This window comes from Geodermatophilus sp. FMUSA9-8, from assembly GCF_037034165.1.
GTDB lineage: Bacteria > Actinomycetota > Actinomycetes > Mycobacteriales > Geodermatophilaceae > Geodermatophilus > Geodermatophilus nigrescens.
This window is the reverse complement of sequence record NZ_JBAGKE010000007.1, coordinates 223,941-245,859: the sequence shown is the minus strand read 5'-3', so window position 1 is coordinate 245,859 and position 21,919 is coordinate 223,941. Positions and strand designations below refer to the sequence as shown.

The window sequence follows — 21,919 nt, the reverse complement described above, 5'->3', positions numbered from 1 at the left end:
GGACGACACACGGGGCCGTCGCGGACCGCGGGACGCGCGGGACACCGCGTGACCGTCCGGTGACCGCCGCACCCGCCCCGCCCGGCCCACCGGCCACCCGGGGCGCACGCACCCCGCGGCCCGCCGGCGCCGGTCAGGGCGTCGCGGCCACCCCGCTGCCGCCGCCCATCTGCGCGTCGGCCGGCAGCTCGACCTGCCCGGTGCCCGCCGTCTTGCGGTTGCGCCGGGTGCGCTTCTCCACGTACTTCGCCAGCTGCGAGAGCAGCACGTTGACGACGATGTAGATGAGCCCGGCCGCCACGTAGAGCTGGAAGGTGTAGCGGTTGCCGAAGCTGAAGTTGAAGAACTCGACCAGGCTGCGCGCGGTCCGCAGCAGCTCCAGGTAGCTCACGATGAAGCCGAGCGAGCTGTCCTTGAGCAGGACGACCAGCTGCGCCACCAGCACCGGCAGCATCCGGCGGACCGCCTGCGGCAGCAGGACGAGCGTCATCACCTGGGTCTTGCGCATGCCGAGGGCGAAGGCGGCCTCGCGCTGCCCGCGGTCGACCGACAGGATGCCGGCCCGGAAGATCTCGGCCAGCACGGCCATGTTGTAGAGCGTCAGCCCCAGCACCAGCGCCCGGAAGGCGGTCATCGGGACGCCGACGGTCGGCAGGAACAGCAGGCAGAACAGGATGAGGATCAGCAGCGGCACGGCGCGGAAGAGCTCGATGACCACGCCCACGGGACCGCGCACCCACGCGTGGTCCGACAGCCGGCCCACGGCCAGCAGCGCGCCGAACACCGTCGCGAGCACCATGCCCACCGCGGCCACGCTCAGGGTGTTGAGCAGCCCCTCGCCGAGCGCCTGCGGCACCCCCGACGCCGGGTCGAACAGCACCGCCCAGCGGTCGGCCTCGAGCTGGCCGTTGGCGCCCAGGCGGTAGAGCGCCAGCCCGATCAGCGCCGCGATGAGCAGCGCGCCGACGACGGTGCCGATGCGCTGCCGGCGGCGGGCGCGCGGCCCGGGCAGGTCGAACAGGACGTTGGTGCTCATCGGACGATCGCCACCCGGTTCTCGACCACCCGGATGAGCCAGGCGGAGGGCAGTGTGATGACCAGGTAGCCGGCGACGACGGCGGCGAAGACGGCCAGCAGCTGGTCGGCGTTGGCGTTGGCCAGGCGCTGCAGCGCCGCGGTCAGGTCGGTGACGGCGAACCCGGCGGCGATCGAGGTGTTCTTGGCCAGCGCGATCCACACGTTGCCCAGCGGCGGCACGACGGTGCGGAAGGCCTGCGGGAGCACGATCTGGCGCAGCGACTGCCCGAACGTCAGCCCGAGCGCGCGGGCGGCCTCGGCCTGCCCGGACGGGACGGCGTTGATGCCCGAGCGCAGCGCCTCGCAGACGAACGCCGCGGTGTAGAGCGACAGGGCGGCGACGGCGGTGATGAAGCGGCTCGGGAACTGCAGGTCGATCTGCACGATGCCGAAGGCGAGGAAGAAGAACACCACCGTCAGCGGGGTGTTGCGGAAGACCTCGACGTAGAACGTGGCCAGGCCGCGCAGCGGCGCGATCGGGCTGACCCGCATGCCGGCCAGCACGGTGCCGAGCACCAGGGCGCACACGCCGCTGACCACGGCCAGCGAGAGCGTCGTCAGGAACGCGCTCCACAGCAGGTCGGCGTTGTCACTCAGGAACTGCATCGCGCCTCGTCGTCAAGGGGAAGGTCGTCAAGGGGAAGGTCGTCCAGGGGAGGTCGTCCAGGGGAGGTCATCAAGGCCCGTCGTCCGGGCGCGAGCCGGTGCCGCCGGGCGGGGGAGACCCGCCCGGCGGCACCGCGGTGCTCAGTAGCGGTCGACCGACGGCGGCTCGGGGGCCTCCTCGCCGGTGATCGCACCGGCGGTGCGGTCCCAGGCGTCGGCCCAGCGGCCGTCCTCGAAGGACTCCTCGAGCACGTCGTTGACGAAGTTGCGGAAGTCGGTGTCGCCGAGCTCCATGCCGATGCCGTAGGGCTCCTCGGTGAAGGGGTTGCCCACGAGCTCGAACGCGCCGTCGCTGCCGGCGACCAGGCCCGTGAGGATGACGTTGTCGGTGGTGACGGCCTGGACCCCGCCGTTGCGCAGGTCGTCGGCGCACTTGGAGTAGACGTCGTAGGTCACGAGGTTGGCCTCGGGGTACTCGTCCCGGATCCGCTGGGCGGGGGTGGAGCCCTCGACCGAGCAGACCGTCTTGCCGGCCAGGTCCTCCGGGCCCTCGATGCCCTCGGGGTTGCCCTCGGCGACCATGATGTCCTGGCCGGCGACGTAGTACGGGCCGGCGAAGTCGACGACCTGCTTGCGGGCGTCGTTGATCGTGTAGGTGGCCACGACCATGTCGACCTGGCCGTTCTGGATGAACGGCTCGCGGTTGGCCGACACCGTCTCCGTCCAGGTGATGCCGTCCTCGGGGATGCCGAGCTCGGCGGCCACGATCTTGGCGATCTCGACGTCGAAGCCCTCGGGGGCGCCCGACTGCGGGTTGAGCAGGCCGAAACCGGGCTGGTCGTACTTGGTGCCGATGGTGATCGCGCCGGCCTCGTTGAGCTCGGCCATCGTCGAGCCCTCGGGGAAGTCGACGTCCTCGGCGGCGGTGGGGTCGCTGGACGCCGACTCCTCGGCCTGGCTGCCCGCCTCGCTGGAGCAGGCGGCGAGGGTGAGGCCGAGGGCGGCGAGGGCCGCCACCTTCCGGGTGGTGCGCATGGGGTGTCCTCCCGTGGGTTCTAGTGGTTGAGGATCTTGGAGAGGAAGTCGCGGGCCCGCTCCGAGCGCGGGTTGGAGAAGAACGTCTCCGGCTCGGCGGCCTCGACGATCCGGCCGCCGTCCATGAAGACGACGCGGTTGGCCGCCCGGCGGGCGAAGCCCATCTCGTGGGTGACGACGACCATCGTCATGCCCTCGCGGGCCAGCGTCGTCATGACGTCGAGGACCTCGTTGATCATCTCCGGGTCGAGCGCCGACGTCGGCTCGTCGAAGAGGATCACCTTGGGGTCCATCGCCAGCGCCCGGGCGATCGCCACCCGCTGCTGCTGGCCGCCGGACAGCTGTGCCGGGTACTTGTCGGCCTGGTGGCCGACGCCGACCCGGTCCAGGAGCTCCCGCGCCCGCTGCTCCGCCTGCGCCTTCGACTGCCGGCGCACCTTCGTCGGGGCGAGCGTGACGTTCTCGAGGATCGTCTTGTGCGCGAACAGGTTGAAGCTCTGGAACACCATCCCGACGTCGCTGCGCAGCCGGGCGAGCGCCTTGCCCTCCTCGGGCAGCTTCTCGCCGTCGATGCGGATCTCGCCCTGCTGGATCGTCTCGAGCCGGTTGATCGTCCGGCACAGCGTCGACTTGCCCGAGCCCGACGGCCCGATGACGACGACGACCTCGCCGCGGTCGATCGAGAGGTCGATGTCCTGCAGCACGTGCAGCTCACCGAACCACTTGTTGACGCCGGTCAGCTGGACGAGAGGTCCTCCGGCTAGCTGGCTGGTCACCAGGAGGACCCTAGGGCCGCGCGGGGACGCGGTGGTCCCGGGGCCGTCACGATCCAGTAACGGAGTCGGTGACGCCGTGTGACCGGAGCCGCGCCGTACCCTCGATGCCGCCATGGGAACCGAGGTCGACAGCCCGCAGCGCACCTACCGCGTGCGCACCTACGGGTGCCAGATGAACGTGCACGACTCCGAGCGCCTCTCCGGCCTGCTCGAGGCCGCGGGGTACGCCGCCGCGCCCGAGGGGGCCGACGCCGACGTCGTCGTGCTCAACACCTGCGCGGTGCGGGAGAACGCCGACAACCGCCTCTACGGCAACCTCGGCCACCTGCGCCCGGTCAAGGACGCGCACCCGGGGATGCAGATCGCCGTCGGCGGGTGCCTGGCGCAGAAGGACCGCGGCGAGATCGTGCGTCGCGCCCCTTGGGTCGACGTCGTCTTCGGCACCCACAACGTCGGGTCGCTGCCGGCGCTGCTCGAGCGCGCCCGGCACAACGCCGAGGCCCAGGTGGAGATCGCCGAGGCGCTCGAGGTCTTCCCGTCCACGCTGCCCGCCAAGCGGGACTCGGCCTACTCGGGCTGGGTGTCGATCAGCGTCGGGTGCAACAACACCTGCACGTTCTGCATCGTCCCGTCGCTGCGCGGCAAGGAGGAGGACCGACGGCCCGGCGAGATCCTCGCCGAGGTGCAGGCGCTCGTCGACCAGGGCGTGCTCGAGGTGACCCTGCTCGGCCAGAACGTCAACGCCTACGGCGTGGGCTTCCGCGACCGCGGCGCCTTCGCCGACCTGCTGCGCGCGACCGGCCGCATCGAGGGCCTGGAGCGGGTCCGGTTCACCAGCCCGCACCCGCGGGAGTTCACCGACGACGTCATCGAGGCCATGGCCGGGACGCCCGCGGTGTGCCACCAGCTGCACATGCCGCTGCAGAGCGGGTCCGACGACGTCCTGCGCCGCATGCGCCGCGGCTACCGGCAGGAGCGCTACCTCGGGATTATCGACCGGGTCCGCGCCGCGATGCCCGACGCGGCCATCACCACCGACGTCATCGTCGGGTTCCCCGGCGAGACCGAGGCCGACTTCGAGCAGACCCTCGAGGTGGTCCGGCAGGCGCGCTTCGCCAGCGCCTTCACCTTCCAGTACTCCAAGCGTCCCGGGACGCCGGCCGCCGAGATGGACGGCCAGCTGCCCAAGGAGGTCGTGCAGGAGCGCTACCTGCGGCTGACCGCCCTGCAGGACGAGATCAGCTGGGCCGAGAACCGCGCGCAGGTCGGGCGCACGGTGGAGCTGCTGGCCGCGGCGGGGGAGGGCAGCAAGGACGCCCGCACCGGGCGGATGAGCGGCCGCGCCCGTGACGGGCGGCTGGTGCACTTCGCGGGCGGCGAGGGCGTGCGCCCGGGCGACGTCGTCGAGACCGTCGTGACGGCGGCCGCGCCGCACCACCTGGTCGCCGACGGTCCGCTGCTGTCGCACCGCCGCACCCGCGCCGGCGACGCGCACGAGGCCGGCACCCGGCCGACGACGCCCGGCGTCTCCCTGGGCATGCCGTCGATCGGCGTCCCCGCGCCGCTCCCGGCGACCGCCGGCTGCTGACCGGCAGCCGGCGTCAGCCCGTGCGCCGTCCCAGGCAGACGAGGCCGGGGCGCGGGTCCCACGGCGGGTGGTCGGTGAAGCCCATCCGGCGGTAGAGCGAGATCGCCGCGGACCGCCACTCCCACACGCTGAGCCGGAGCGTCCCGGTCCCGGCCTCCGCGCACCGCCGGACGGCGTCCCGGAGGGCCAGCTCGCCCAACCCCCGGCCCCGCTCCGCCGGCTCGACCCAGAGCCGCTTGAGCTCGGCGGCCGACCGGTCCGGCGTCGGCGCGAGCACGTACGTGCCGACGGCGCCCGCGTCGTCGTCGAGGAGGAGGAAGAGCCGGCCGGTCGCGGGCCGCCCGGCGGCGATCTCCGCGCGGTACGCGGAGGGGAGCCGGGCGGCGTCGTCGACCGGGCAGCCCTTCTCGCGCTCGGTCGTGAGGTGGTAGGCGGTCAGCATCCGCCGGACGGCGGCGTGGTCGCGGTCGCCCGCCTCGCGCACACGGACCCCGGGGGCGTGCCCCGGCCCGGTCACCGCCGGGCGGCCTTCTCGGCCTCGGCCAGCCACTCGCGGCGGGTGGCCAGGTCGGCCTGCGCCTGCGAGATGCGCCGGGCGTCCCCGGACGCCTCGGCCTTGGCCAGCTGCTCCTCGGCCTTGGTCACCGCCGCGCGCATCGAGGTGACCATCGGGTTCTCCGGCGCGGTGCGCACCCGGCCGGCGTCGGCCGCGCCGCGCACCCGCTGCTCGACGGCCTGCATGCGGTCCTCCAGCGAGCGCATCGCGCCGCGCGGCACGTGGCCGATCGCGTCGTAGCGCTCCTGGATCCGCCGCAGCGCCGCCTGGGCGCCGCGCAGGTCGGTGGAGGGGTCGAGCTTCTCGGCCTCGGCGAGCAGCTCCTCCTTGGCCTGCTGGTTGGCGGCCTGCTCGCTGTTGCGCGCCTTGTCGGACTCGGAGCGGGCGCTGAAGAAGACGTCCTGCGCGGCGCGGAACTGCTTCCACAGGTCGTCGTCGCCGTCGCGGCCGGTGCGCGGCACGGCCTTCCACCGGTCCATCAGCGAGCGCATGGCGGCGCTGGTCGGGCCCCAGTCGGTCGACGCCGACAGCCGCTGCGCCTCGGCGATCAGCTCCTGCTTGGCCGCCCGCGCCTCACCGCGCTGCGCGTCGAGCGCGGCGAAGTGCGCGCCGCGCCGCCGGCCGAAGGCGTCGCGGGCCGCGGCGAACCGGGTCCACAGCGCCTCGTCGGTCTTGCGGTCGATGCCGCGGATCGTCTTCCACTCCTCGACGATCGCCTTGAGGCGGTCGCCGGCGGCCTTCCACGACGTCGACTCCGCGGCGATCTGCTCCGCCTCGGCGGCCAGCGCCTCCTTGCGGGCGACCTGCGCGGCGCGGGCGGCGGCCTTCTCGGCGCGCGACTCGGCGGCCGCGGAGTCGGCGGTCTCCACCATCGCGCGGGCGCGGGCGGCCAGGCCGTCGAGGTCGCCGACGGCGGTGGCGGTGGGGATGGTCTCGGCGAGCGCCTGCGCCTTGGTCTTGATCTCCGAGGGGTTGCCGGTGTGCGCCTTGAGCCGTGCCTCGAGCAGCGACACCTCGGTGGCCAGGTCGTCGTAGCGGCGGGCGAAGTGCGCGAGCCCGGCGGCGGGCTCGCCGGCCTGCCAGGACCCGACGGCGCGCTCGCCGTCGGCGGTGCGCACGTAGACGGTGCCCTCGTCGTCCACCCGGCCCCACTGCGCGGGGTCCGAGGTGGCGGCCACCGCGGTCTCCGGGGCGTGCGGCACCGGGGCGGCCTGCTCCGGGACGGCCTGCTCCGGGGCGGCCTGCTCCGGGGCGGCCTCGGCCGGGACCTCGGCGGGGATCTCCGCGGTGGGCTCGGTCGTCGGCTCCGCGACGGGCGCCGCATCCGCCGTCGGGTCGGCCAGCGCGGCCGCCTCCGGGGTGGGGGCGGCGGGCGTCCCCGCGTCGGGGGTGACCGCGTCGGGACCCGCCGTCTCGGGCGTGGGGACCTGCTGCGACCCGTCTCCGGGGTTCTCCGTGCTCGACACGCACCGCAGTGTCCCACGCCGCATCCGCGACACTCGTGCGGTGAGCAGCCCGCCCGGCCCGACCGGCACGCCGCCCCTGTCGGTCGCCTTCTGCCCGTGCCCCCCGCTGCTCCTCCCGCGGGTCGCCGGCCGCGCCGCCGCGGACACCGCCGGGCTGCGGGCCGCCTGCGCCACGGCCATCGACGCGCTGCTCGCGGCCGGTCCCGAGGTCGTCGTCCTCGTCGCCCCCGACGCCGAGGGCCGCTACGGGCAGGGCGACGCCGGGGACCTGCGCGGCTTCGGCGTCGACGTCGAGGTGCCGCTGTCCGGCGGGGTGCGTCCGGGCGGGCGCCGGACGCCGCCCGGCCTGACCGTCGGCGCCTGGCTGCTGGACGAGGCGGGGCACGCCGGGACCCGGGTGGGCGCCGGCCCGCGGGACCTCGCCGCCGTCGTCGCGGGGCTGTCCGGGACGGTCGGCGTGCTGGCGCTGGGCGACGGGTCGGCGCGGCGCGGCGTCAAGGCGCCCGGGCACCTCGACGAGGCCGCCGCCCCCTTCGACGCCGCCGTCGCCGCCGCGCTCGCGACGGGGGACGCCGCCGCGCTGGCCGGCCTCGACGCCGCCGAGGGGGCGCGGCTGATGGCGGCCGGCGTGCCGGTGTGGCGCGCGGTCGGGGCGCTGCTGGCCGGGCGCGATGTCGAGGCGCGGCTGCTCGCCGACGAGGCGCCGTTCGGCGTCGGCTACCTGGTGGCGTCCTGGACCGCCCGGTGACCGCGGGGGGTGCGCTGCCGCCCGTGGTCGCGGTGGTGGGCCCCACCGCCACCGGCAAGACCGCGCTGGCGGTGGAGCTGGCGCAGCGGCTCGGCGGCGAGGTGGTCAACGCCGACTCCATGCAGCTCTACCGCGGCATGGACATCGGCACCGCCAAGCCCGACGCCGCCGAGCGCCGGGGCGTGCCGCACCACCTGCTCGACGTCTGGCCGGTGCGGCAGGCGGCGTCGGTGGCGGAGTACGCGCGGCTGGCCCGGGCGGAGGTCGACCGGCTGCGGGCGGCGGGCCGGCTGCCGCTGCTGGTCGGCGGGTCGGGCCTGTACGTGCGCGCCGCCCTCGACGACCTCGACATCCCCGGCACCGACCCCGCCGTGCGGGCCCGCCTGCAGGCCGAGCTGGAGGCGTCCGGGCCCGCTGCGCTGCACGCCCGGCTGGCCGCCGTCGACCCGGCCGCCGCGGCCGCCGTCCTGCCCTCCAACGGCCGGCGGATCGTGCGTGCGCTGGAGGTGGTGGAGCTGACCGGCGGGCCGTTCCGCGCCACGTTGCCCGAGCCGCGGCCGCACTACCCGGCCGTCGTCGTCGGCCTGGACCGGGAGGTCGCCGAGCTCGACGGGCGGGTCGCCACCCGGGTGGACCGGATGTGGGCGGCCGGGTTCGTCGCCGAGGTGGAGGCGCTGGTGGCCGAGGGCCTGCGGGAGGGCCCCACCGCCTCCCGGGCGCTTGGCTACGCGCAGGTGCTCGCCCAGCTGGACGGCGAACTGACCCCCGGCGAGGCACGCGAGCGCACGGTGACCACCACCCGCCGCTTCGTCCGCCGGCAGCGGTCGTGGTTCCGCCGCGATCCGGCGACGGCGTGGTTCGACGCCGCCCGCCCCGACCTCGCCGGCGCGGTCGAGGCGCTGCTCGCCGGCCGTACGATCGGGCGGTGAGCGACCGGTTCCTCCTCGGGCACGGCACCGAGAACGACTTCGTCGTCCTGCCCGATCCCGACGGGGACCGCTGGCCCGAGGACCGCCTCGACGCCGCCCTCGTCCGGCGCCTGTGCGAGCGCCGGTCCGGCCTCGGCGGCGACGGCGTCCTGCGGGTGGTGCGCAGCCGGCACGTGCCCGACGCCCCCGCCGTCCTCGGCGATCAGCTCGACGCGTGCGAGTGGTTCATGGACCACCGCAACGCCGACGGCTCGCACGCGGAGATGTGCGGCAACGGCATCCGGCTGTTCCTGCACGTGCTGGTCACCGAGGGCCTGCTCGACCGCGCCGCCTGCGCCGACGGCGTGCTCGTGGGCACCCGCGGCGGGCCGCGGCGGGTGGGCGCCGACGCGGGCGGCGGCTACTGGGTCGACATGGGCCCGGCCCGGCCGTTCGGGCGCGGCGAGGCCACCGTCGCCGGGCGGGCGTTCCCCGGCCAGGCGGTGTCGATGGGCAACCCGCACCTGGTCTGCCTGACCGACGCGGACCTCGGCACCCTCGACCTCACCGCCCAGCCGGGGTTCGACGACGGCCTGTTCCCCGAGGGCGTCAACGTCGAGTTCGTGCAGGTGCTGGCGAGCCCCGCCGAGGGTGCCGACGCGCACGTCCGCCTGCGGGTGCACGAGCGCGGGGTGGGGGAGACCCGCTCCTGCGGCACCGGCGCGTGCGCCACGGCCTACGCGGCGCTGGCCGCCCGGTCGCCGGAACCCGAGGGGCCGCAGCACGGCACGGTCGTCGTCGACGTCCCGGGTGGGCGGCTGACGGTCGACGTCTCCCCGGCGACGACGGTGCTGCGCGGCCCCGCGGTCGTCGTCGCGACCGGGGACCTCACCCCGGAGTGGCTCGGGGCCTGACGCCGGTCAGGATGGGGCCGGGGCGTCGTCGAAGAAGCCGGTCAGCCGGCGGATGCGGCCCTCGTCGTCGACCTGGACCACGTCGAGGCCGGTGAGCACCGTCGTGCCGGCGGCGTCGGTGATGCGCCAGTGGAACAGCGCGCTGTCGTGGTGGCGCACGGGGCGGCTGGTCACCTCCACGCGGCCGCCGGCGAGCTGCTCCTGCGTCCCGGCGATGTGGTCGGAGAGCGCCTGGCGCCCGGTGACGTGGGCGAGCGGGTCGCAGTAGACGCCGTCGGGCGCCCAGGCCCGCTCGAGCAGGGACAGCCGCTCGGCGGCGTCGGTGGCGAGCCAGGCCGCCCCGTAGGCGTCCACGGGGTCGAGGTGGTCGGCAGTGGTCACGGGGTCTCCTCCGGGAGGACGGGGGTGCCGGTGAGGCCGGCGAGGGGGTCGGTGCCGCCGAGCGTGCCGGAGCTGCCCAGGACGGCACAGCGGAGGAAGCCGGTGCTCGGCAGCAGCCGGTGGGCCTCGTGCCGCGCGACCGCGGCGGCGTGCTCCGGCCGGTGGTAGGCCCACGTGACGGCGTCGCGCAGGGTGCGCCACGCGGAGAAGGTGAGGACGGCGCCGTCGTCCGGCGCCTGGACGAGCGCGGCCAGGGAGCCGGGGGCGTCGCGCACCTGCCGGCCCAGGACCCCGAAGCGCTCGAGGAACTCCCCGGTGCGCGCGGCGTCGTCCCCCAGCCCGGCCAGGGTGATCACGGCGGCGGCGCCGGCCACCTTCCCCCGGCGGGGGAGCCGGTCGAAGGGGCGGGCGCCGCCGGCGAGCACCGCGTCGCCCCGGTAGGACACCGGCTGGAGGACGACGTGCCAGGCGGCGCGCACCGGGCCGCCGGGCGCCGGTGCCGCGCGCAGCGCCTCCACCGGGTCGTCCCACGTCCCGAGGACCGACCACCAGGTGCCGGGGTCCTCGGGCAGCTCGGCCCGTCCGGCACCGGCGATGCCGGCCTGGCTGGACGCGGCGCCGGCGGGCCGCCAGGGGCACACCGCGGCCGGGGCCTCCAGCTCCAGGGCCGTCCACGACACGTACACCGCACACCTCCTGTGTGAACGGCATGAACATAGGCCGAGGTGTGAACGGCGTCAACATCGGTGGCAGGATGCGGTCGTGACGGCGCGGGCGACCTACCACCACGGCGACCTCAAGGCGGCGCTGGTCGAGGCCGCGGTCGCCGCCGCGCGGGAGGGCGGCGAGGCGGCGGTGGGGCTCAACCGGCTGGCCGCCGGCCTGGGGGTCTCGGCCTCCGCCGCCTACCGGCACTTCCCCGAGGGGCGGGAGGACCTGCTCGTGGCCGTGGGGGACGTGGGACGCCGGCGGCTGGCCGAGCGGCTGGCGGCACGGATCGCCGACGCCGACGCCGACGCCGACGCCGACACGGCGCCGGGCACCGCGACGGCGGCGCGGCGCCGGTTCCGCGCCTCCGGCCGTGCCTACGTCGAGTTCGTCCTCGACGAGCCCGGGCTGTTCCAGGTGGCCAACCGGCACGACCGCGGCCGCCTGCCCGGCGCCGACCCGTTCGGCGTCCTGGAGGCATGCATCACGGACCTGGTCGACACGGGCGTCCTCGACGAGGACCGGCGGACCGACGCCGCGGCCGCGGCCTGGGCCGCCGTGCACGGGCTGGCGGTGCTGCTGACCGAGGGCCCGCTGCGCCGGCTGCCGCCCGACCGCCGGGAGCGCGTGCTCGAGCGCACCCTCGACATGGTCGAGTCGGGACTGTGACCCGGCCGGGCCCGCAGCGGGACCCGGCCGGCTGCCGCTAGCGGTCGGCCGCGGGGTCGTCCGGGGTGTCGGCGCGGGTCTCCGGCTCGTCGGTCGGCGCCTCCGGCTTGTCGCCGGGGCCCACGTTGCCGGTGCCGCGCGGCTCGCCGCGACCGGTGTCCTGGTCGGCGCCGCCGAAGGGGTTGCGGGGCACCTCGAGGCCGGCGGGGTCGCGGCCCGGGTCCTCGATGCCCTCGCTGCTGCTGGTGCTCACGGGTGCCTCCTGGGTCGGCGTCGTCGTCGTGGTCCTCGTCGCGCCCTACCCGGCTCCCCGCGGGATGCACCTGACCCGTTCCGGTGTTGTACCCGGCGTATGACGACTGCAGAGAAGACAACCCAGGTGACCGCCGCTCCCGCCCGTGTCACATTGGACGTGATGACGACCGCACAGAACCGCGCCGTGCTCGACGACGCACAGGACCGGGCCGACCGCGCCGCCCCGCCGGCCGACGTCCGCCCCGCCCCGGCCGGGCAGTGGGACACCGCCGACGACGTCGACGGGACCACCGGCTCCTACGACCTCGAGGCGCGTGGCGCGCTGCGCCGCGTGGCGGGCCTGTCCACCGAGCTCGCCGACGTCAGCGAGGTCGAGTACCGGCAGCTGCGCCTCGAGCGCGTGGTGCTCGTGGGCGTCTGGACCGAGGGCACCCAGGCCGACGCCGACCGCTCGCTGGCCGAGCTGGCCGCGCTCGCCGAGACGGCGGGCTCGGAGGTGCTCGAGGCCGTGAGCCAGCGGCGCGACAAGCCCGACGCCGGCACCTACGTGGGCTCGGGCAAGGCCGCCGAGATCCGCGACATCGTGGCCGCGACCGGCGCCGACACCGTCATCGCCGACGGCGAGCTGACCCCCGGCCAGCTCAACGCGCTGGAGAAGATCCTCAAGGTGAAGGTGGTCGACCGGACCGCGCTGATCCTCGACATCTTCGCCCAGCACGCCACCAGCCGGGAGGGCAAGGCCCAGGTCGAGCTGGCGCAGATGCAGTACATGCTGCCGCGCCTGCGCGGCTGGGGTGAGTCGCTGTCCCGCCAGGCCGGTGGCCGCGTCGCCGGTGGTGGCGGCATCGGTACCCGCGGTCCCGGTGAGACGAAGATCGAGACCGACCGCCGGCGGATCCGCGCGCGGGTGAGCAAGCTGCGCCGCGAGATCGCCGGCATGGCCACCGCGCGCGCCACCCAGCGCTCGGCCCGCGGCCGCAACGCCGTCCCGAGCGTGGCGATCGCCGGCTACACCAACGCCGGCAAGTCGAGCCTGCTCAACCGGCTGACCGGGGCGGGCGTGCTGGTGGAGGACGCGCTGTTCGCCACCCTCGACCCGACGGTGCGCCGGGCCCAGTCGCCCGACGGCCGCGAGTACACGCTCACCGACACCGTCGGGTTCGTGCGGCACCTGCCCCACCAGCTCGTCGACGCGTTCCGGTCGACGCTGGAGGAGGTGGCCGGCGCCGACCTGCTGCTGCACGTGGTCGACGGCTCCGACCCCGACCCGCTCGGCCAGATCGACGCGGTGCACGTGGTGCTGCGCGAGATCGACGCCGCCGCGGTGCCGGAGTTGATCGTCGTCAACAAGGTCGACGCCATGACCGAGGACGACGTGCTCACCCTCCGTCAGGCGCTGCCCGGCGCGGTGTGGGTCTCCGCGCGCACCGGCGAGGGCATCGAGAAGCTCCGCGAGATCGTGTCGGCGCGGCTGCCGCACCCCGACGTCGAGGTCGAGGTGCTGGTGCCCTACGACCGGGGCGACCTGGTGGCCCGGGTGCACCGCGACGGCGAGGTGCTCAGCGAGCTGCACGAGGCGGCCGGCACCCGGCTGACCGCCCGCGTCGACGGGGGCCTGGCCGCGGCGCTCGAGCGGTTCGCCGTCCCCGTCGCCTGACCGCTCCTCCCGCGTCCCCTCCCGGCGTCCGCCCGGGTGTCCGGCCCCCGCCGGTCACCCGGGCGGCTCGCCGTCCCCCGTTCGGGAGGTCACGGGCGGGTCACGGGCCGGTACCGTGACGACGTGACCAGCGGCCGTGTCATGAGCGGCGCCGTGCGGGGCGGGACGCCGGCCGACGGCGACGCGTCCGTGCCGCCGCCCGCCGTGCGCGCGGGCCGGCCGCCGTGGTGGCTGCTGCTGGTCGCGTTCGCCGTGACGGTCGCGGTCACCGCCGACCTGCTCAGCCGCGGCGTCCTCGAGCGGCTGGACCTGCAGGTCTCGGAGGTCGTGAGCAGTTGGGACCTGCGGGACTCGCCGGCCTACTGGCCGGTCTGGGTGGTCACCCAGGTCGGCGGCCGCGGCACCATCCTCATCGTCTTCGCCGGGCTGGTGGCCTGGCTGTGCGTGCGCGGGCGCACCCTGCTGCCCCTGGTCCGGGTGCTCACCGCGCTGGTCCTGCTCACCGTCGTGGTCTACGCCTTCAAGTTCGGCACCGGCCGGACCGCCCCCGCCTACCCGGGGTCCTTCTTCCACCGCGACGGCGCCAGCTACCCCTCCGGGCACGTGGCCAACGCCGTGCTCATGTGGGGCGTCGCGCGCTGGCAGGCCGCCGAGTACGCCCTGCCCCCGCGCGTGCAGACGCTGCTGTGGTGGCTCGCCGTCGTCGGCCCGGTCGCCACCGGGATCGCGATGGTGTCGCTGGACTTCCACTGGGTCACCGACGCGGTCGTCGGCGCGGCCGTCGGGCTGCTCCTGCTGGGCGTGGTGCACGCACTCGACGCATCCGTCCTGTCACGCTGGGCGAGTGCCCGAGCCGGCCGTCCTCCCGCCTAGCGCGACCGCGCGCGCGGGACGGGCATCGGCCGCTGTCCTCGCGCCGGCCCTCGCGCTCGCCCTGCTGCCCGCGCTGCTCGCGGCTCCGGCCCGCGCGGAGGAGACGGCCGCGCCGTCGGTGCGCTGTCAGGTGACCGATCCGCGGCTGGCCGAGCTGTCCGGGCTCGTCGACGTCGGCGAGCGGATGCTGGCCATCCCCGACGGCGGGGACCAGGTGAGCGTCGCCGTCCTCGACGGCGGGTGCCAGGTCGTCGACGTGACCACCGCGCCGCTGGACCCCTACGACCCCGAGGACCTCGGCGTCGGCGCCGACGGCACCGTGTGGCTCGCCGACACCGGCGACAACAACGCCACCCGGGCGACCGTCGCGCTCATCGCGCTGCGCCCCGACGGCGGCACGGCGCTGTACCGGCTCACCTACCCCGACGGGCCGCACGACGCCGAGGCGCTGCTCGTGGCCCCCGACGGGACGCCGTACATCGTGACCAAGGAGGTGCTGGGCGCGAGCCACGTCTACCGCCCCGCGGCGCCGCTGGTCGACGGCGGCACGGTCGCGCTGGCCGACGTCGGGACGGTGACCTTCACCCTGACCGGCACGCCGGGCGGGCCGGTCGGCCGCGCGGGACAGCTGCTGGTGACCGGTGGCGCGGTGGCGCGCGACGGCAGCCGCATCGCGCTGCGCACCTACACCGACGCCTACGTCTGGCCGCTCGCCGGCTCCGACGTCCCGGCCGCGCTCGCCGGCGAGCCGGTGCGGGTGGCGCTCCCCGACGCGCCGCAGGGGGAGGCGGTGTCCTTCACCGCCGACGGCGGCGCGCTGCTGGTGGCGGGAGAGGGCCTGCCCGGGGACGTCACGCTCGTGCCCGTCCCCGCGGGGACGGCGGCACCCGCGACGCCCGCGTCGACCGCTGCCGGGCCGTCGGGCCTGCTCGACGGCGGCGACGACGGCACGCCCCCGCTGGCCGCGGGGCTGCTCGCCGCCACGGTGGCCACCCTGCTCGTGTGGCTCGCCGGGCGGCTGCGCCGGCGGCGCTCGGCCGGCCAGCCGCCCGCCGCCTGACGCGACCGCCCGCGGGTCGTCCCGGACCCGCCCGGGGTCCGGCGCGCGGGCCGGACCCCGGGAGCTGTCGTCAGACCCGGCGCAGGACGGTGACCACCCGGCCGAGGATGGTCGCCTCGTCGCCCGGGATGGGCTCGTACGCCGGGTTGTGCGGCAGCAGCCACACGTGCCCGTCGCGCCGCTTGTAGGTCTTCACCGTGGCCTCGCCGTCGAGCATCGCGGCCACGATCTCGCCGTTCTCCGCGGTCGGCTGCTGGCGCACGACGACCCAGTCGCCGTCGCAGATGGCCGCGTCGACCATCGAGTCACCGGCGACCTTGAGCATGAACAGCGTGCCGTCGCCGACGAGCTCGCGCGGCAGCGGGAAGACGTCCTCGACCGCCTGCTCGGCCAGCACCGGGCCACCGGCGGCGATCCGGCCGACCAGCGGGACGTAGGTGGGGGCGGCCGTGCCGTCGGCGGCCGGGGCGGCCGGCGCCGACTCGGCGGCGGTGTCGCCGGGCAGCCGGACGTCCAGCGCGCGGGGGCGGTTCGGATCGCGCCGCAGCCAGCCCTTCTTCTGCAGCACCGACAGCTGGTGGGCGACCGACGACGCCGACGACAGGCCGACCGCCTCGCCGATCTCCCGGACCGAGGGCGGGTAGCCGCGGCGCTCGATCGAGTCGCGGATGACCTCGAGGACCCGGCGCTGGCGCTGGGTGAGCCCGTCGCCGGCCTCGGCCCGGTCGGGGAAGGTGCGCACCGCGGCGGTGCCCGTGGCGGTGGCGGCGCCCCCGGCGTCCGCTCCCCGCCGGGCGGCCGGGCGGCGGGAGGCCGTGGTGCCTCGCGCCGTCTCGCCGTCCGTGCGCCGGCCGGTCCCGCTCGTGCCCGCCACGTCTCCTCCTCGCCGGCCGCGTGCCGCGACCTGGTCTCCTGCCCGGGTGCCGTGCCGCCCGGGCGGCCGCCCGGCTCCCGGGTGGACCGGGAGGGAGCGGACGGACGTCCCGCGGGGGACACCGGACGGACGGGGTGCTGGTCGGACCGTAGCGCCTCGGGGCCGCCACTTCAAACGTGTGTTCGAAACACCCGCGGTGTCGTGTCGACCTCGTCGGGGGCATGCGGTAGACATCGCACAGACGTTCGAATCGAACGCGTGTTCGAGGGCGGTCGACGAGGAGGAGCGGGTCATGGGCGGCGTGCGGCAGGCAGTGCTCGAGTTCGACGCGGCGGTGCGGGTGCCGTGGCGGCCGCTCCTCGACGAGCGGGCACCGGCGCCCGCGGCCCGCCGGACGCCGCCGCGCCGGCCCGCCGGCGCCGTGGGGGAGGCGGGCGCGCTGCCGGGCTCCGGTCCGCGCGTGGCCGGTCACCTGCGCCCGGTGCCCGACCGGCCGGCCGCCGCGGCGCCGCGGGCCACGGGTCCCTCCGCCGGTCCGGCCGCCGAGGCGCCGCGCACCCGGCGCGACCCGGCGCGGCCCGGCGGCCGCCCGTTGCGCGCCGAGCCCGCGCGGGGGTCCGGCCGCCGTCCGGCCGCGCCCGCCCCGGTGCCGGTCCGGCTGACCGGCCGCGGGCGGCGGCTCGTCGCTGTCCTCGTGCTCGCCGCCGGGGTGGGCGGCGCGGTGCTGGGCCGGGAGGTCCTCGCGCCCGACGAGGGGCTGCAGCTGGCCGCCGGCAGCAGCGTCGTGGTGGGGGAGGGCGACACCGTGTGGTCGATCGCCGCGGAGGTCGCCCGCGACGACCAGGACGTGCGCGCCGTCGTCGACGCGATCGAGGCGCTCAACGACCTCGAGGGCTCCGTCGTCGAGGTCGGCCAGGTGCTCCGGCTGCCCTGAGCCGGGTCCCGGGTGCTGAGGCCGCTGTCGCTGCGGTGTCGGTGTCGCTGCGGTGTCGGTGTCGGAGTCGGTGTCGGTGTCGGTGCGGAGGTCGGAGAAGTGACGAGAAGCGCGGCGCGAGTTCGTCAACGATCGGCCCCCGGTCGGTCACCCGCCGAGGTCGGATCGGCACCTACGGTCAGGAGCGTGTCAGCAGCCGTGAACAGCAGGGCCGCGGTGTCCTTCGGGTCCCCGCAGGACGTCGAGGTGCTCGTCGAGGGCGCCTGGGTGCCGGGCGCGATGCTCGGCTGGCGGCACGACGCGACGGGCGCGTGCGAGGCCTGGGTACGACTGCGGGCCGACGTGCCCGGGGTCGTCGAGGGCGCCGGCACGTGGGTCGGCCTGGTCGACGTGCGGCTGCCCGAGCGCCACCTCGCGCTCGCCCCCGCTCCCGCCCCGGAGCCCGTCCTCGACCAGGGGTCCGGCGCGCCGGCCGGCGGGCGCCGCGCGTCCCGTGCGTCGCGCCGGTCCCGGCGGCACGGCGGCGACGTCACCGCCGAGCAGCCCGCCGTCGGCGCCGCCGGCGCCGGCCGCCACCGCGCGCCGGCCGAGGCCGTCCCCGGCCGGCACCGCGCGCTCACGACGGAGATGCCGGCGGTCGTCGTGGACGCCGCCGCCACCCCTGCCGAGCCCCTCGCCGCGGCTCTGGCCGCGATCCCGGTCGCGGCCCCCGCCACGGCGGCCCCGGTCGGTGACGCGACCGTCGTCGCCCCCGCGGTGCGCCTGCCCGCGCCCGAGCCCGACCTGCTCACCCGCCCCATCCGGCTCGGCGACCTCGCGCCGAACCCCCGCGGCGGCCGCCCGGCGGTCCCCACCGCCTGAGGCGCTCCTCCCGCCGGGATGTCCCGCGGGGGCCGGTCCGGCCGGCTTCCGCGTCCCTCACGCGTGCCCGGAGGCAGTGCCCGGAGCAGCGCCCGGAGGCAGTGCCCCGGCCGTCGCGTGTACGCCACCTCCCGGTGTCGCGCGCGCCGACACGCGCGGCGCCGCGGCGTGTCGTGTGACGGGTGGGAGAACTGCTCGCGCCTGGTCACCAGTGGGTCACGGTCCCATCGCGCGGGAAGAGACACGCCCGGCGTCGTCTTGCAGATGTAGTGGAGGGCGGCCTACTGTCCCCCTACATCTAGTAGTTGCACCGATGGAAGTCCTCCACAGCTCGTCCTCAGGTCTTCCCCGGCGTCTCCACCGGATGTCCCCAGAGGGGTCCACAGCCCGACCGTCCGCGGAGGAGGTGAACCGCAGTGCGCTGCCCGTTCTGCCACAACGCCGACAGCCGGGTGATCGACTCGCGCGAGGCCGACGAGGGGGCCACCACCCGCCGCCGCCGCTCGTGCCCGGCCTGCGGTCGCCGCTTCACCACCGTGGAGGAGGCGGTGCTCGCCGTGGTCAAGCGCAGCGGCGTCAGCGAGCCCTTCAACCGCTCCAAGGTCGTCGCCGGCGTGCGCCGCGCCTGCCAGGGCCGGCCGGTCGACGAGGACCAGCTCCAGCAGCTGGCCCAGCAGGTGGAGGACACCATCCGCGCCAGCGGCGTGGCCGAGGTCCCGAGCAACGAGGTGGGGCTGGCCATCCTGCAGCCGCTGCGCGAGCTCGACGAGGTCGCCTACCTGCGCTTCGCGAGCGTGTACCGCGCCTTCACCTCGGTCGAGGACTTCGAGAAGGAGATCACCGAGCTGCGGGAGCGCCACCACCGCGGCGGCACCCCGCCCCTGCCCGGCCTGCAGCTCGAGCCCCCGGTGCCCCGCCGCCGGGGCAGCGGGCGCAGCGCGCCGGCGGGCACCTGACCATCCCCGAGCACCACCCGCCGGCAGCGCCGCCGACGGCCCCCGCAGGACAGCCAGAACCGTCAGCACCACCCGCTAGAACAGGGGCGGCTCTCTTCCCCAGCCGCCCGCACCGATCACCAAGGGAGAGCTCGTGACCGAGACCGAGGACCGCGTGGCAGGCCGTACGCGTCGCGCCGCCGCCAAGGCGCCGACCCGGGGGAAGGGCCTGAAGATCAAGCGCGTCTTCACCACCGCCGGTGTGCACCCGTACGACGAGGTGACCTGGGAGCGCCGCGACGTCGTCATGACCAACTGGCGCGACGGCTCGATCAACTTCGAGCAGCGCGGCGTGGAGTTCCCCGCCGAGTGGAGCATCAACGCCACCAACATCGTCACGACGAAGTACTTCCGCGGCGCGGTCGGCACCCCGCAGCGGGAGACGAGCCTGCGCCAGCTGATCGACCGCGTGGTGCTCACCTACGGTGCGGCCGGTCGCGAGCACGGCTACTTCGCCACCGAGGGCGACGCCGAGGTCTTCGAGCACGAGCTGACCTGGATGCTCATGCACCAGTACTTCAGCTTCAACAGCCCCGTGTGGTTCAACGTCGGCACGAGCGCCCCGCAGCAGGTCAGCGCCTGCTTCATCCTCGCCGTCGACGACGAGATGGACTCGATCCTGAACTGGTACCGCGAGGAGGGCCTGATCTTCAAGGGCGGCTCCGGTGCCGGCCTGAACCTCTCCCGCATCCGCTCCTCCAAGGAGCTGCTGTCCTCCGGCGGCACCGCCTCCGGGCCGGTCTCCTTCATGCGCGGCGCCGATGCCTCCGCCGGCACCATCAAGTCCGGTGGGGCCACCCGTCGCGCCGCGAAGATGGTCGTCCTCGACATCGACCACCCCGACATCGAGGAGTTCATCGAGACCAAGGCGCGCGAGGAGGACAAGATCCGCGCGCTGCGCGACGCCGGCTACGACATGGACCTCGGTGGCAAGGACATCACCAGCGTCCAGTACCAGAACGCGAACAACAGCGTCCGCGTCTCCGACGAGTTCATGCGCGCGGTCGAGGAGGGCGACCCGTTCGGCCTGCGCGCCCGGCTCGACGGCTCGGTGATCGAGACCGTCGACGCCAAGGAGCTGTTCCGCAAGGTCACCCAGGCCGCGTGGGAGTGCGCCGACCCCGGCATCCAGTACGACGACACGATCAACGACTGGCACACCAACCCCGAGACGGGCCGGATCAACGCGTCCAACCCCTGCTCGGAGTACATGAGCCTCGACAACAGCTCGTGCAACCTGGCGTCCCTGAACCTCATGAAGTTCCTCAAGGACGACGGGACCTTCGATTCGCGGACCTTCGTCAAGGCCGTCGAGCTGGTCATCACGGCGATGGACATCTCCATCTGCTTCGCCGACTTCCCGACCGAGCCGATCGGCGAGACCACCCGCGCCTACCGCCAGCTGGGCATCGGCTACGCCAACCTCGGCGCCCTGCTCATGGCCACCGGCCACGCCTACGACTCGCGGGGCGGCCAGACGCTGGCGGCGGCGATCACCTCGCTGATGACCGGCACCGCCTACCGGCGCTCGGCCGAGCTGGCCGGCATCGTCGGCGCCTACGAGGGCTTCGCCCGCAACGCCGACGCCCACGCCCGGGTCATGCGCAAGCACGCCGCGGCCAACGACGCGATCCGCCCGGTCGGTGCCGACGACGCCGACGTGCTGCGCGTCGCCACCGCCCAGTGGCAGGAGTGCCTGGAGATCGGCGCGGACAACGGCTGGCGCAACGCCCAGGCCTCCGTGCTGGCCCCCACCGGCACGATCGGCTTCATGATGGACTGCGACACGACCGGCATCGAGCCGGACTTCTCGCTGGTCAAGTACAAGAAGCTGGTCGGCGGCGGCTCCATGCAGATCGTCAACCAGACCGTCCCGCGGGCCCTCAAGAGCCTGGGCTACCAGGACGAGCAGGTCGAGGCGATCGTCGAGTACATCTCCGAGCACGGCCACGTCGTCGACGCGCCGAGCCTGCGCCCGGAGCACTACGAGGTCTTCGACTGCGCCATGGGCGAGCGGGCCATCTCCCCGATGGGCCACGTCCGGATGATGGCCGCGGTGCAGCCGTTCATCTCCGGCGCCATCAGCAAGACGGTCAACATGCCGGAGACGGCGACCGTCGAGGACGTCGAGAACATCTACTTCCAGGGCTGGAAGCTCGGCCTCAAGGCGCTGGCGATCTACCGCGACAACTGCAAGGTCGGCCAGCCGCTGTCCGACGCCAAGGCCAAGAAGACGGAGACCGTGGCCGAGGTCGAGGCGGCCCCGGTGGCCACCACGTCGCACCCGGTGCGCCGCCGGCTGCCCAAGAAGCGCCAGAGCATGACGACGTCGTTCAGCGTCGCCGGCGCCGAGGGCTACATGACGGCCGGGATGTACGAGGACGGCAGCCTCGGCGAGGTGTTCCTCAAGCTGGGCAAGCAGGGCTCGACCCTGGCCGGTGTCATGGACGCCTTCTCGATCGGCATCTCGATCGCGCTGCAGCACGGTGTGCCGCTGGAGACCTACATCCAGAAGTTCACCAACATGCGCTTCGAGCCGGCCGGCATGACCGACGACCCGGACATCCGGATCGCCCAGTCGGTGATGGACTACATCTTCCGTCGCCTGGCGCTGGACCACCTGCCGGTCGACACCCGCGCCACCCTCGGCATCTTCAGCGCCGAGGAGCGCGCCGCGCAGGTGGCCGGGAACTACGGCTCGGCCTCCACCGCGGAGGTCGTCGAGGAGGAGGTCGACGTCGAGGCGCTGCGCGGCTCGGTGCCGACCGAGGCCGGCACCACGAGCGTGGCCAAGGAGAAGGTCACCCCCGAGGGCCCGAAGTCGATCAAGGAGGCCCACTCCTCGGCCGAGCTCCTCGAGCTGGTCACCGGCACCGCCACCGACGCGCCGCTGTGCATGACCTGCGGCACGAAGATGCGCCCGGCGGGCAGCTGCTACGTCTGCGAGGGCTGCGGCTCCACCAGCGGCTGCAGCTGAC

Annotated in this window: 22 protein-coding genes; 12 read left to right on the top strand and 10 right to left on the bottom strand. The window is 75.3% G+C overall.

The window, feature by feature from the left end; translation table 11 throughout:
- Positions 1-133: 133 nt before the first annotated feature.
- The 4 genes from WA616_RS16245 to WA616_RS16230 all read right to left on the bottom strand — a co-directional run bounded on the left by WA616_RS16245 (position 134) and on the right by WA616_RS16230 (position 3,494).
- On the bottom strand, positions 134-1,036 hold the full coding sequence (locus WA616_RS16245) for an amino acid ABC transporter permease (RefSeq protein ID WP_073420588.1): 903 nt from the start codon (positions 1,034-1,036) through the stop codon (positions 134-136).
- On the bottom strand, positions 1,033-1,683 hold the full coding sequence (locus WA616_RS16240) for an amino acid ABC transporter permease (RefSeq protein ID WP_073420587.1): 651 nt from the start codon (positions 1,681-1,683) through the stop codon (positions 1,033-1,035). The genes WA616_RS16245 and WA616_RS16240 overlap by 4 nt, the downstream gene beginning before the upstream one ends.
- Before the next feature lie 141 nt (positions 1,684-1,824).
- Positions 1,825-2,718 (bottom strand): glutamate ABC transporter substrate-binding protein, encoded by an 894-nt coding sequence (locus WA616_RS16235; protein ID WP_336031414.1) that lies wholly within the window; start codon positions 2,716-2,718, stop codon positions 1,825-1,827.
- 20 nt (positions 2,719-2,738) lie between these two features.
- Complete coding sequence (locus tag WA616_RS16230; protein ID WP_073420585.1) at positions 2,739-3,494, bottom strand: amino acid ABC transporter ATP-binding protein; 756 nt, start codon at positions 3,492-3,494, stop codon at positions 2,739-2,741.
- A gap of 112 nt (positions 3,495-3,606) precedes the next feature.
- On the opposite strand from WA616_RS16230, the gene miaB reads away from it, so the two are divergent.
- Positions 3,607-5,082 carry a tRNA (N6-isopentenyl adenosine(37)-C2)-methylthiotransferase MiaB gene (gene miaB / locus WA616_RS16225; protein ID WP_073420584.1) on the top strand — a complete coding sequence of 492 codons (1,476 nt, stop codon included), beginning with the start codon at positions 3,607-3,609 and terminating at the stop codon, positions 5,080-5,082.
- A 13-nt stretch (positions 5,083-5,095) separates the two neighbouring features.
- Here the strand turns inward: miaB and WA616_RS16220 are convergent, their stop codons facing one another.
- Together WA616_RS16220 and WA616_RS16215 are read right to left on the bottom strand one after the other, a co-directional pair.
- A complete protein-coding gene (locus WA616_RS16220) occupies positions 5,096-5,599 on the bottom strand; it encodes a GNAT family N-acetyltransferase (protein ID WP_336031411.1) in 504 nt (167 codons plus the stop codon).
- Positions 5,596-7,104, bottom strand: a complete 1,509-nt coding sequence (locus WA616_RS16215) for a DUF349 domain-containing protein (protein WP_336031410.1) — start codon at positions 7,102-7,104, stop codon at positions 5,596-5,598. The genes WA616_RS16220 and WA616_RS16215 overlap by 4 nt, the downstream gene beginning before the upstream one ends.
- Positions 7,105-7,144: 40 nt before the next feature.
- Here WA616_RS16215 and WA616_RS16210 point away from each other — a divergent pair, with 40 nt between their 5' ends.
- From WA616_RS16210 to dapF, 3 genes are read left to right on the top strand one after another with little or no spacing between them, the layout of a single operon-like run.
- A complete protein-coding gene (locus WA616_RS16210; protein WP_336031409.1) occupies positions 7,145-7,852 on the top strand; it encodes a hypothetical protein in 708 nt (235 codons plus the stop codon).
- Positions 7,849-8,781 (top strand): tRNA (adenosine(37)-N6)-dimethylallyltransferase MiaA, encoded by a 933-nt coding sequence (miaA, locus tag WA616_RS16205; RefSeq protein ID WP_336031407.1) that lies wholly within the window; start codon positions 7,849-7,851, stop codon positions 8,779-8,781. Before WA616_RS16210 ends, miaA begins: the two co-directional genes overlap by 4 nt.
- Positions 8,778-9,674 (top strand): diaminopimelate epimerase, encoded by an 897-nt coding sequence (dapF, locus tag WA616_RS16200; protein ID WP_336031405.1) that lies wholly within the window; start codon positions 8,778-8,780, stop codon positions 9,672-9,674. The genes miaA and dapF overlap by 4 nt, the downstream gene beginning before the upstream one ends.
- 6 nt (positions 9,675-9,680) lie before the next feature.
- Here the strand turns inward: dapF and WA616_RS16195 are convergent, their stop codons facing one another.
- Positions 9,681-10,055, bottom strand: a complete 375-nt coding sequence (locus WA616_RS16195; RefSeq protein ID WP_175562866.1) for a nuclear transport factor 2 family protein — start codon at positions 10,053-10,055, stop codon at positions 9,681-9,683.
- On the bottom strand, positions 10,052-10,741 hold the full coding sequence (locus WA616_RS16190) for a hypothetical protein (protein WP_336031403.1): 690 nt from the start codon (positions 10,739-10,741) through the stop codon (positions 10,052-10,054). Before WA616_RS16190 ends, WA616_RS16195 begins: the two co-directional genes overlap by 4 nt.
- Positions 10,742-10,817: 76 nt before the next feature.
- Here WA616_RS16190 and WA616_RS16185 point away from each other — a divergent pair, with 76 nt between their 5' ends.
- Positions 10,818-11,432: a TetR-like C-terminal domain-containing protein gene (locus tag WA616_RS16185; RefSeq protein WP_336031401.1), complete on the top strand. Its 615-nt coding sequence runs from the start codon at positions 10,818-10,820 to the stop codon at positions 11,430-11,432.
- A gap of 37 nt (positions 11,433-11,469) precedes the next feature.
- Here WA616_RS16185 and WA616_RS16180 read toward each other — a convergent pair whose 3' ends face one another.
- Positions 11,470-11,685, bottom strand: coding sequence for a hypothetical protein (locus WA616_RS16180; protein WP_073420579.1), 216 nt, complete (start codon positions 11,683-11,685; stop codon positions 11,470-11,472).
- Positions 11,686-11,847: 162 nt separating this feature from the next.
- Between WA616_RS16180 and hflX the strand changes: the two genes are divergently transcribed.
- The 3 genes from hflX to WA616_RS16165 all read left to right on the top strand — a co-directional run bounded on the left by hflX (position 11,848) and on the right by WA616_RS16165 (position 15,277).
- On the top strand, positions 11,848-13,344 hold the full coding sequence (gene hflX / locus WA616_RS16175) for a GTPase HflX (protein WP_336031399.1): 1,497 nt from the start codon (positions 11,848-11,850) through the stop codon (positions 13,342-13,344).
- A gap of 123 nt (positions 13,345-13,467) precedes the next feature.
- Positions 13,468-14,217 carry a phosphatase PAP2 family protein gene (locus tag WA616_RS16170; RefSeq protein WP_336031397.1) on the top strand — a complete coding sequence of 250 codons (750 nt, stop codon included), beginning with the start codon at positions 13,468-13,470 and terminating at the stop codon, positions 14,215-14,217.
- Positions 14,189-15,277: a hypothetical protein gene (locus WA616_RS16165; RefSeq protein WP_336031395.1), complete on the top strand. Its 1,089-nt coding sequence runs from the start codon at positions 14,189-14,191 to the stop codon at positions 15,275-15,277. Before WA616_RS16170 ends, WA616_RS16165 begins: the two co-directional genes overlap by 29 nt.
- A 70-nt stretch (positions 15,278-15,347) precedes the next feature.
- On the opposite strand, the gene lexA is transcribed toward WA616_RS16165, so the two are convergent.
- A complete protein-coding gene (gene lexA, locus WA616_RS16160) occupies positions 15,348-16,151 on the bottom strand; it encodes a transcriptional repressor LexA (protein WP_073420576.1) in 804 nt (267 codons plus the stop codon).
- 292 nt (positions 16,152-16,443) lie between these two features.
- Between lexA and WA616_RS16155 the strand changes: the two genes are divergently transcribed.
- The 4 genes from WA616_RS16155 to WA616_RS16140 all read left to right on the top strand — a co-directional run bounded on the left by WA616_RS16155 (position 16,444) and on the right by WA616_RS16140 (position 21,918).
- Positions 16,444-17,085, top strand: a complete 642-nt coding sequence (locus WA616_RS16155; protein WP_336031393.1) for a LysM peptidoglycan-binding domain-containing protein — start codon at positions 16,444-16,446, stop codon at positions 17,083-17,085.
- A gap of 186 nt (positions 17,086-17,271) precedes the next feature.
- Positions 17,272-17,946 (top strand): hypothetical protein, encoded by a 675-nt coding sequence (locus WA616_RS16150; RefSeq protein ID WP_336031391.1) that lies wholly within the window; start codon positions 17,272-17,274, stop codon positions 17,944-17,946.
- A 416-nt stretch (positions 17,947-18,362) separates the two neighbouring features.
- Positions 18,363-18,902 carry a transcriptional regulator NrdR gene (gene nrdR / locus WA616_RS16145; RefSeq protein ID WP_336031389.1) on the top strand — a complete coding sequence of 180 codons (540 nt, stop codon included), beginning with the start codon at positions 18,363-18,365 and terminating at the stop codon, positions 18,900-18,902.
- A gap of 133 nt (positions 18,903-19,035) precedes the next feature.
- Complete coding sequence (locus WA616_RS16140; RefSeq protein ID WP_336031386.1) at positions 19,036-21,918, top strand: vitamin B12-dependent ribonucleotide reductase; 2,883 nt, start codon at positions 19,036-19,038, stop codon at positions 21,916-21,918.
- Position 21,919: the final 1 nt, after the last annotated feature.

What these genes read in the sequence shown, in the direction of transcription:
- WA616_RS16245 (WP_073420588.1), bottom strand. Translation starts at nt 1,036, where the DNA reads ATGAGCACCAACGTCCTGTTCGACCTGCCCGGGCCGCGCGCCCGCCGC.
- WA616_RS16240 (WP_073420587.1), bottom strand. Translation starts at nt 1,683, where the DNA reads ATGCAGTTCCTGAGTGACAACGCCGACCTGCTGTGGAGCGCGTTCCTG.
- WA616_RS16235 (WP_336031414.1), bottom strand. Translation starts at nt 2,718, where the DNA reads ATGCGCACCACCCGGAAGGTGGCGGCCCTCGCCGCCCTCGGCCTCACC.
- miaB (WP_073420584.1), top strand. Translation starts at nt 3,607, where the DNA reads ATGGGAACCGAGGTCGACAGCCCGCAGCGCACCTACCGCGTGCGCACC.
- hflX (WP_336031399.1), top strand. Translation starts at nt 11,848, where the DNA reads ATGACGACCGCACAGAACCGCGCCGTGCTCGACGACGCACAGGACCGG.
- WA616_RS16155 (WP_336031393.1), top strand. Translation starts at nt 16,444, where the DNA reads ATGGGCGGCGTGCGGCAGGCAGTGCTCGAGTTCGACGCGGCGGTGCGG.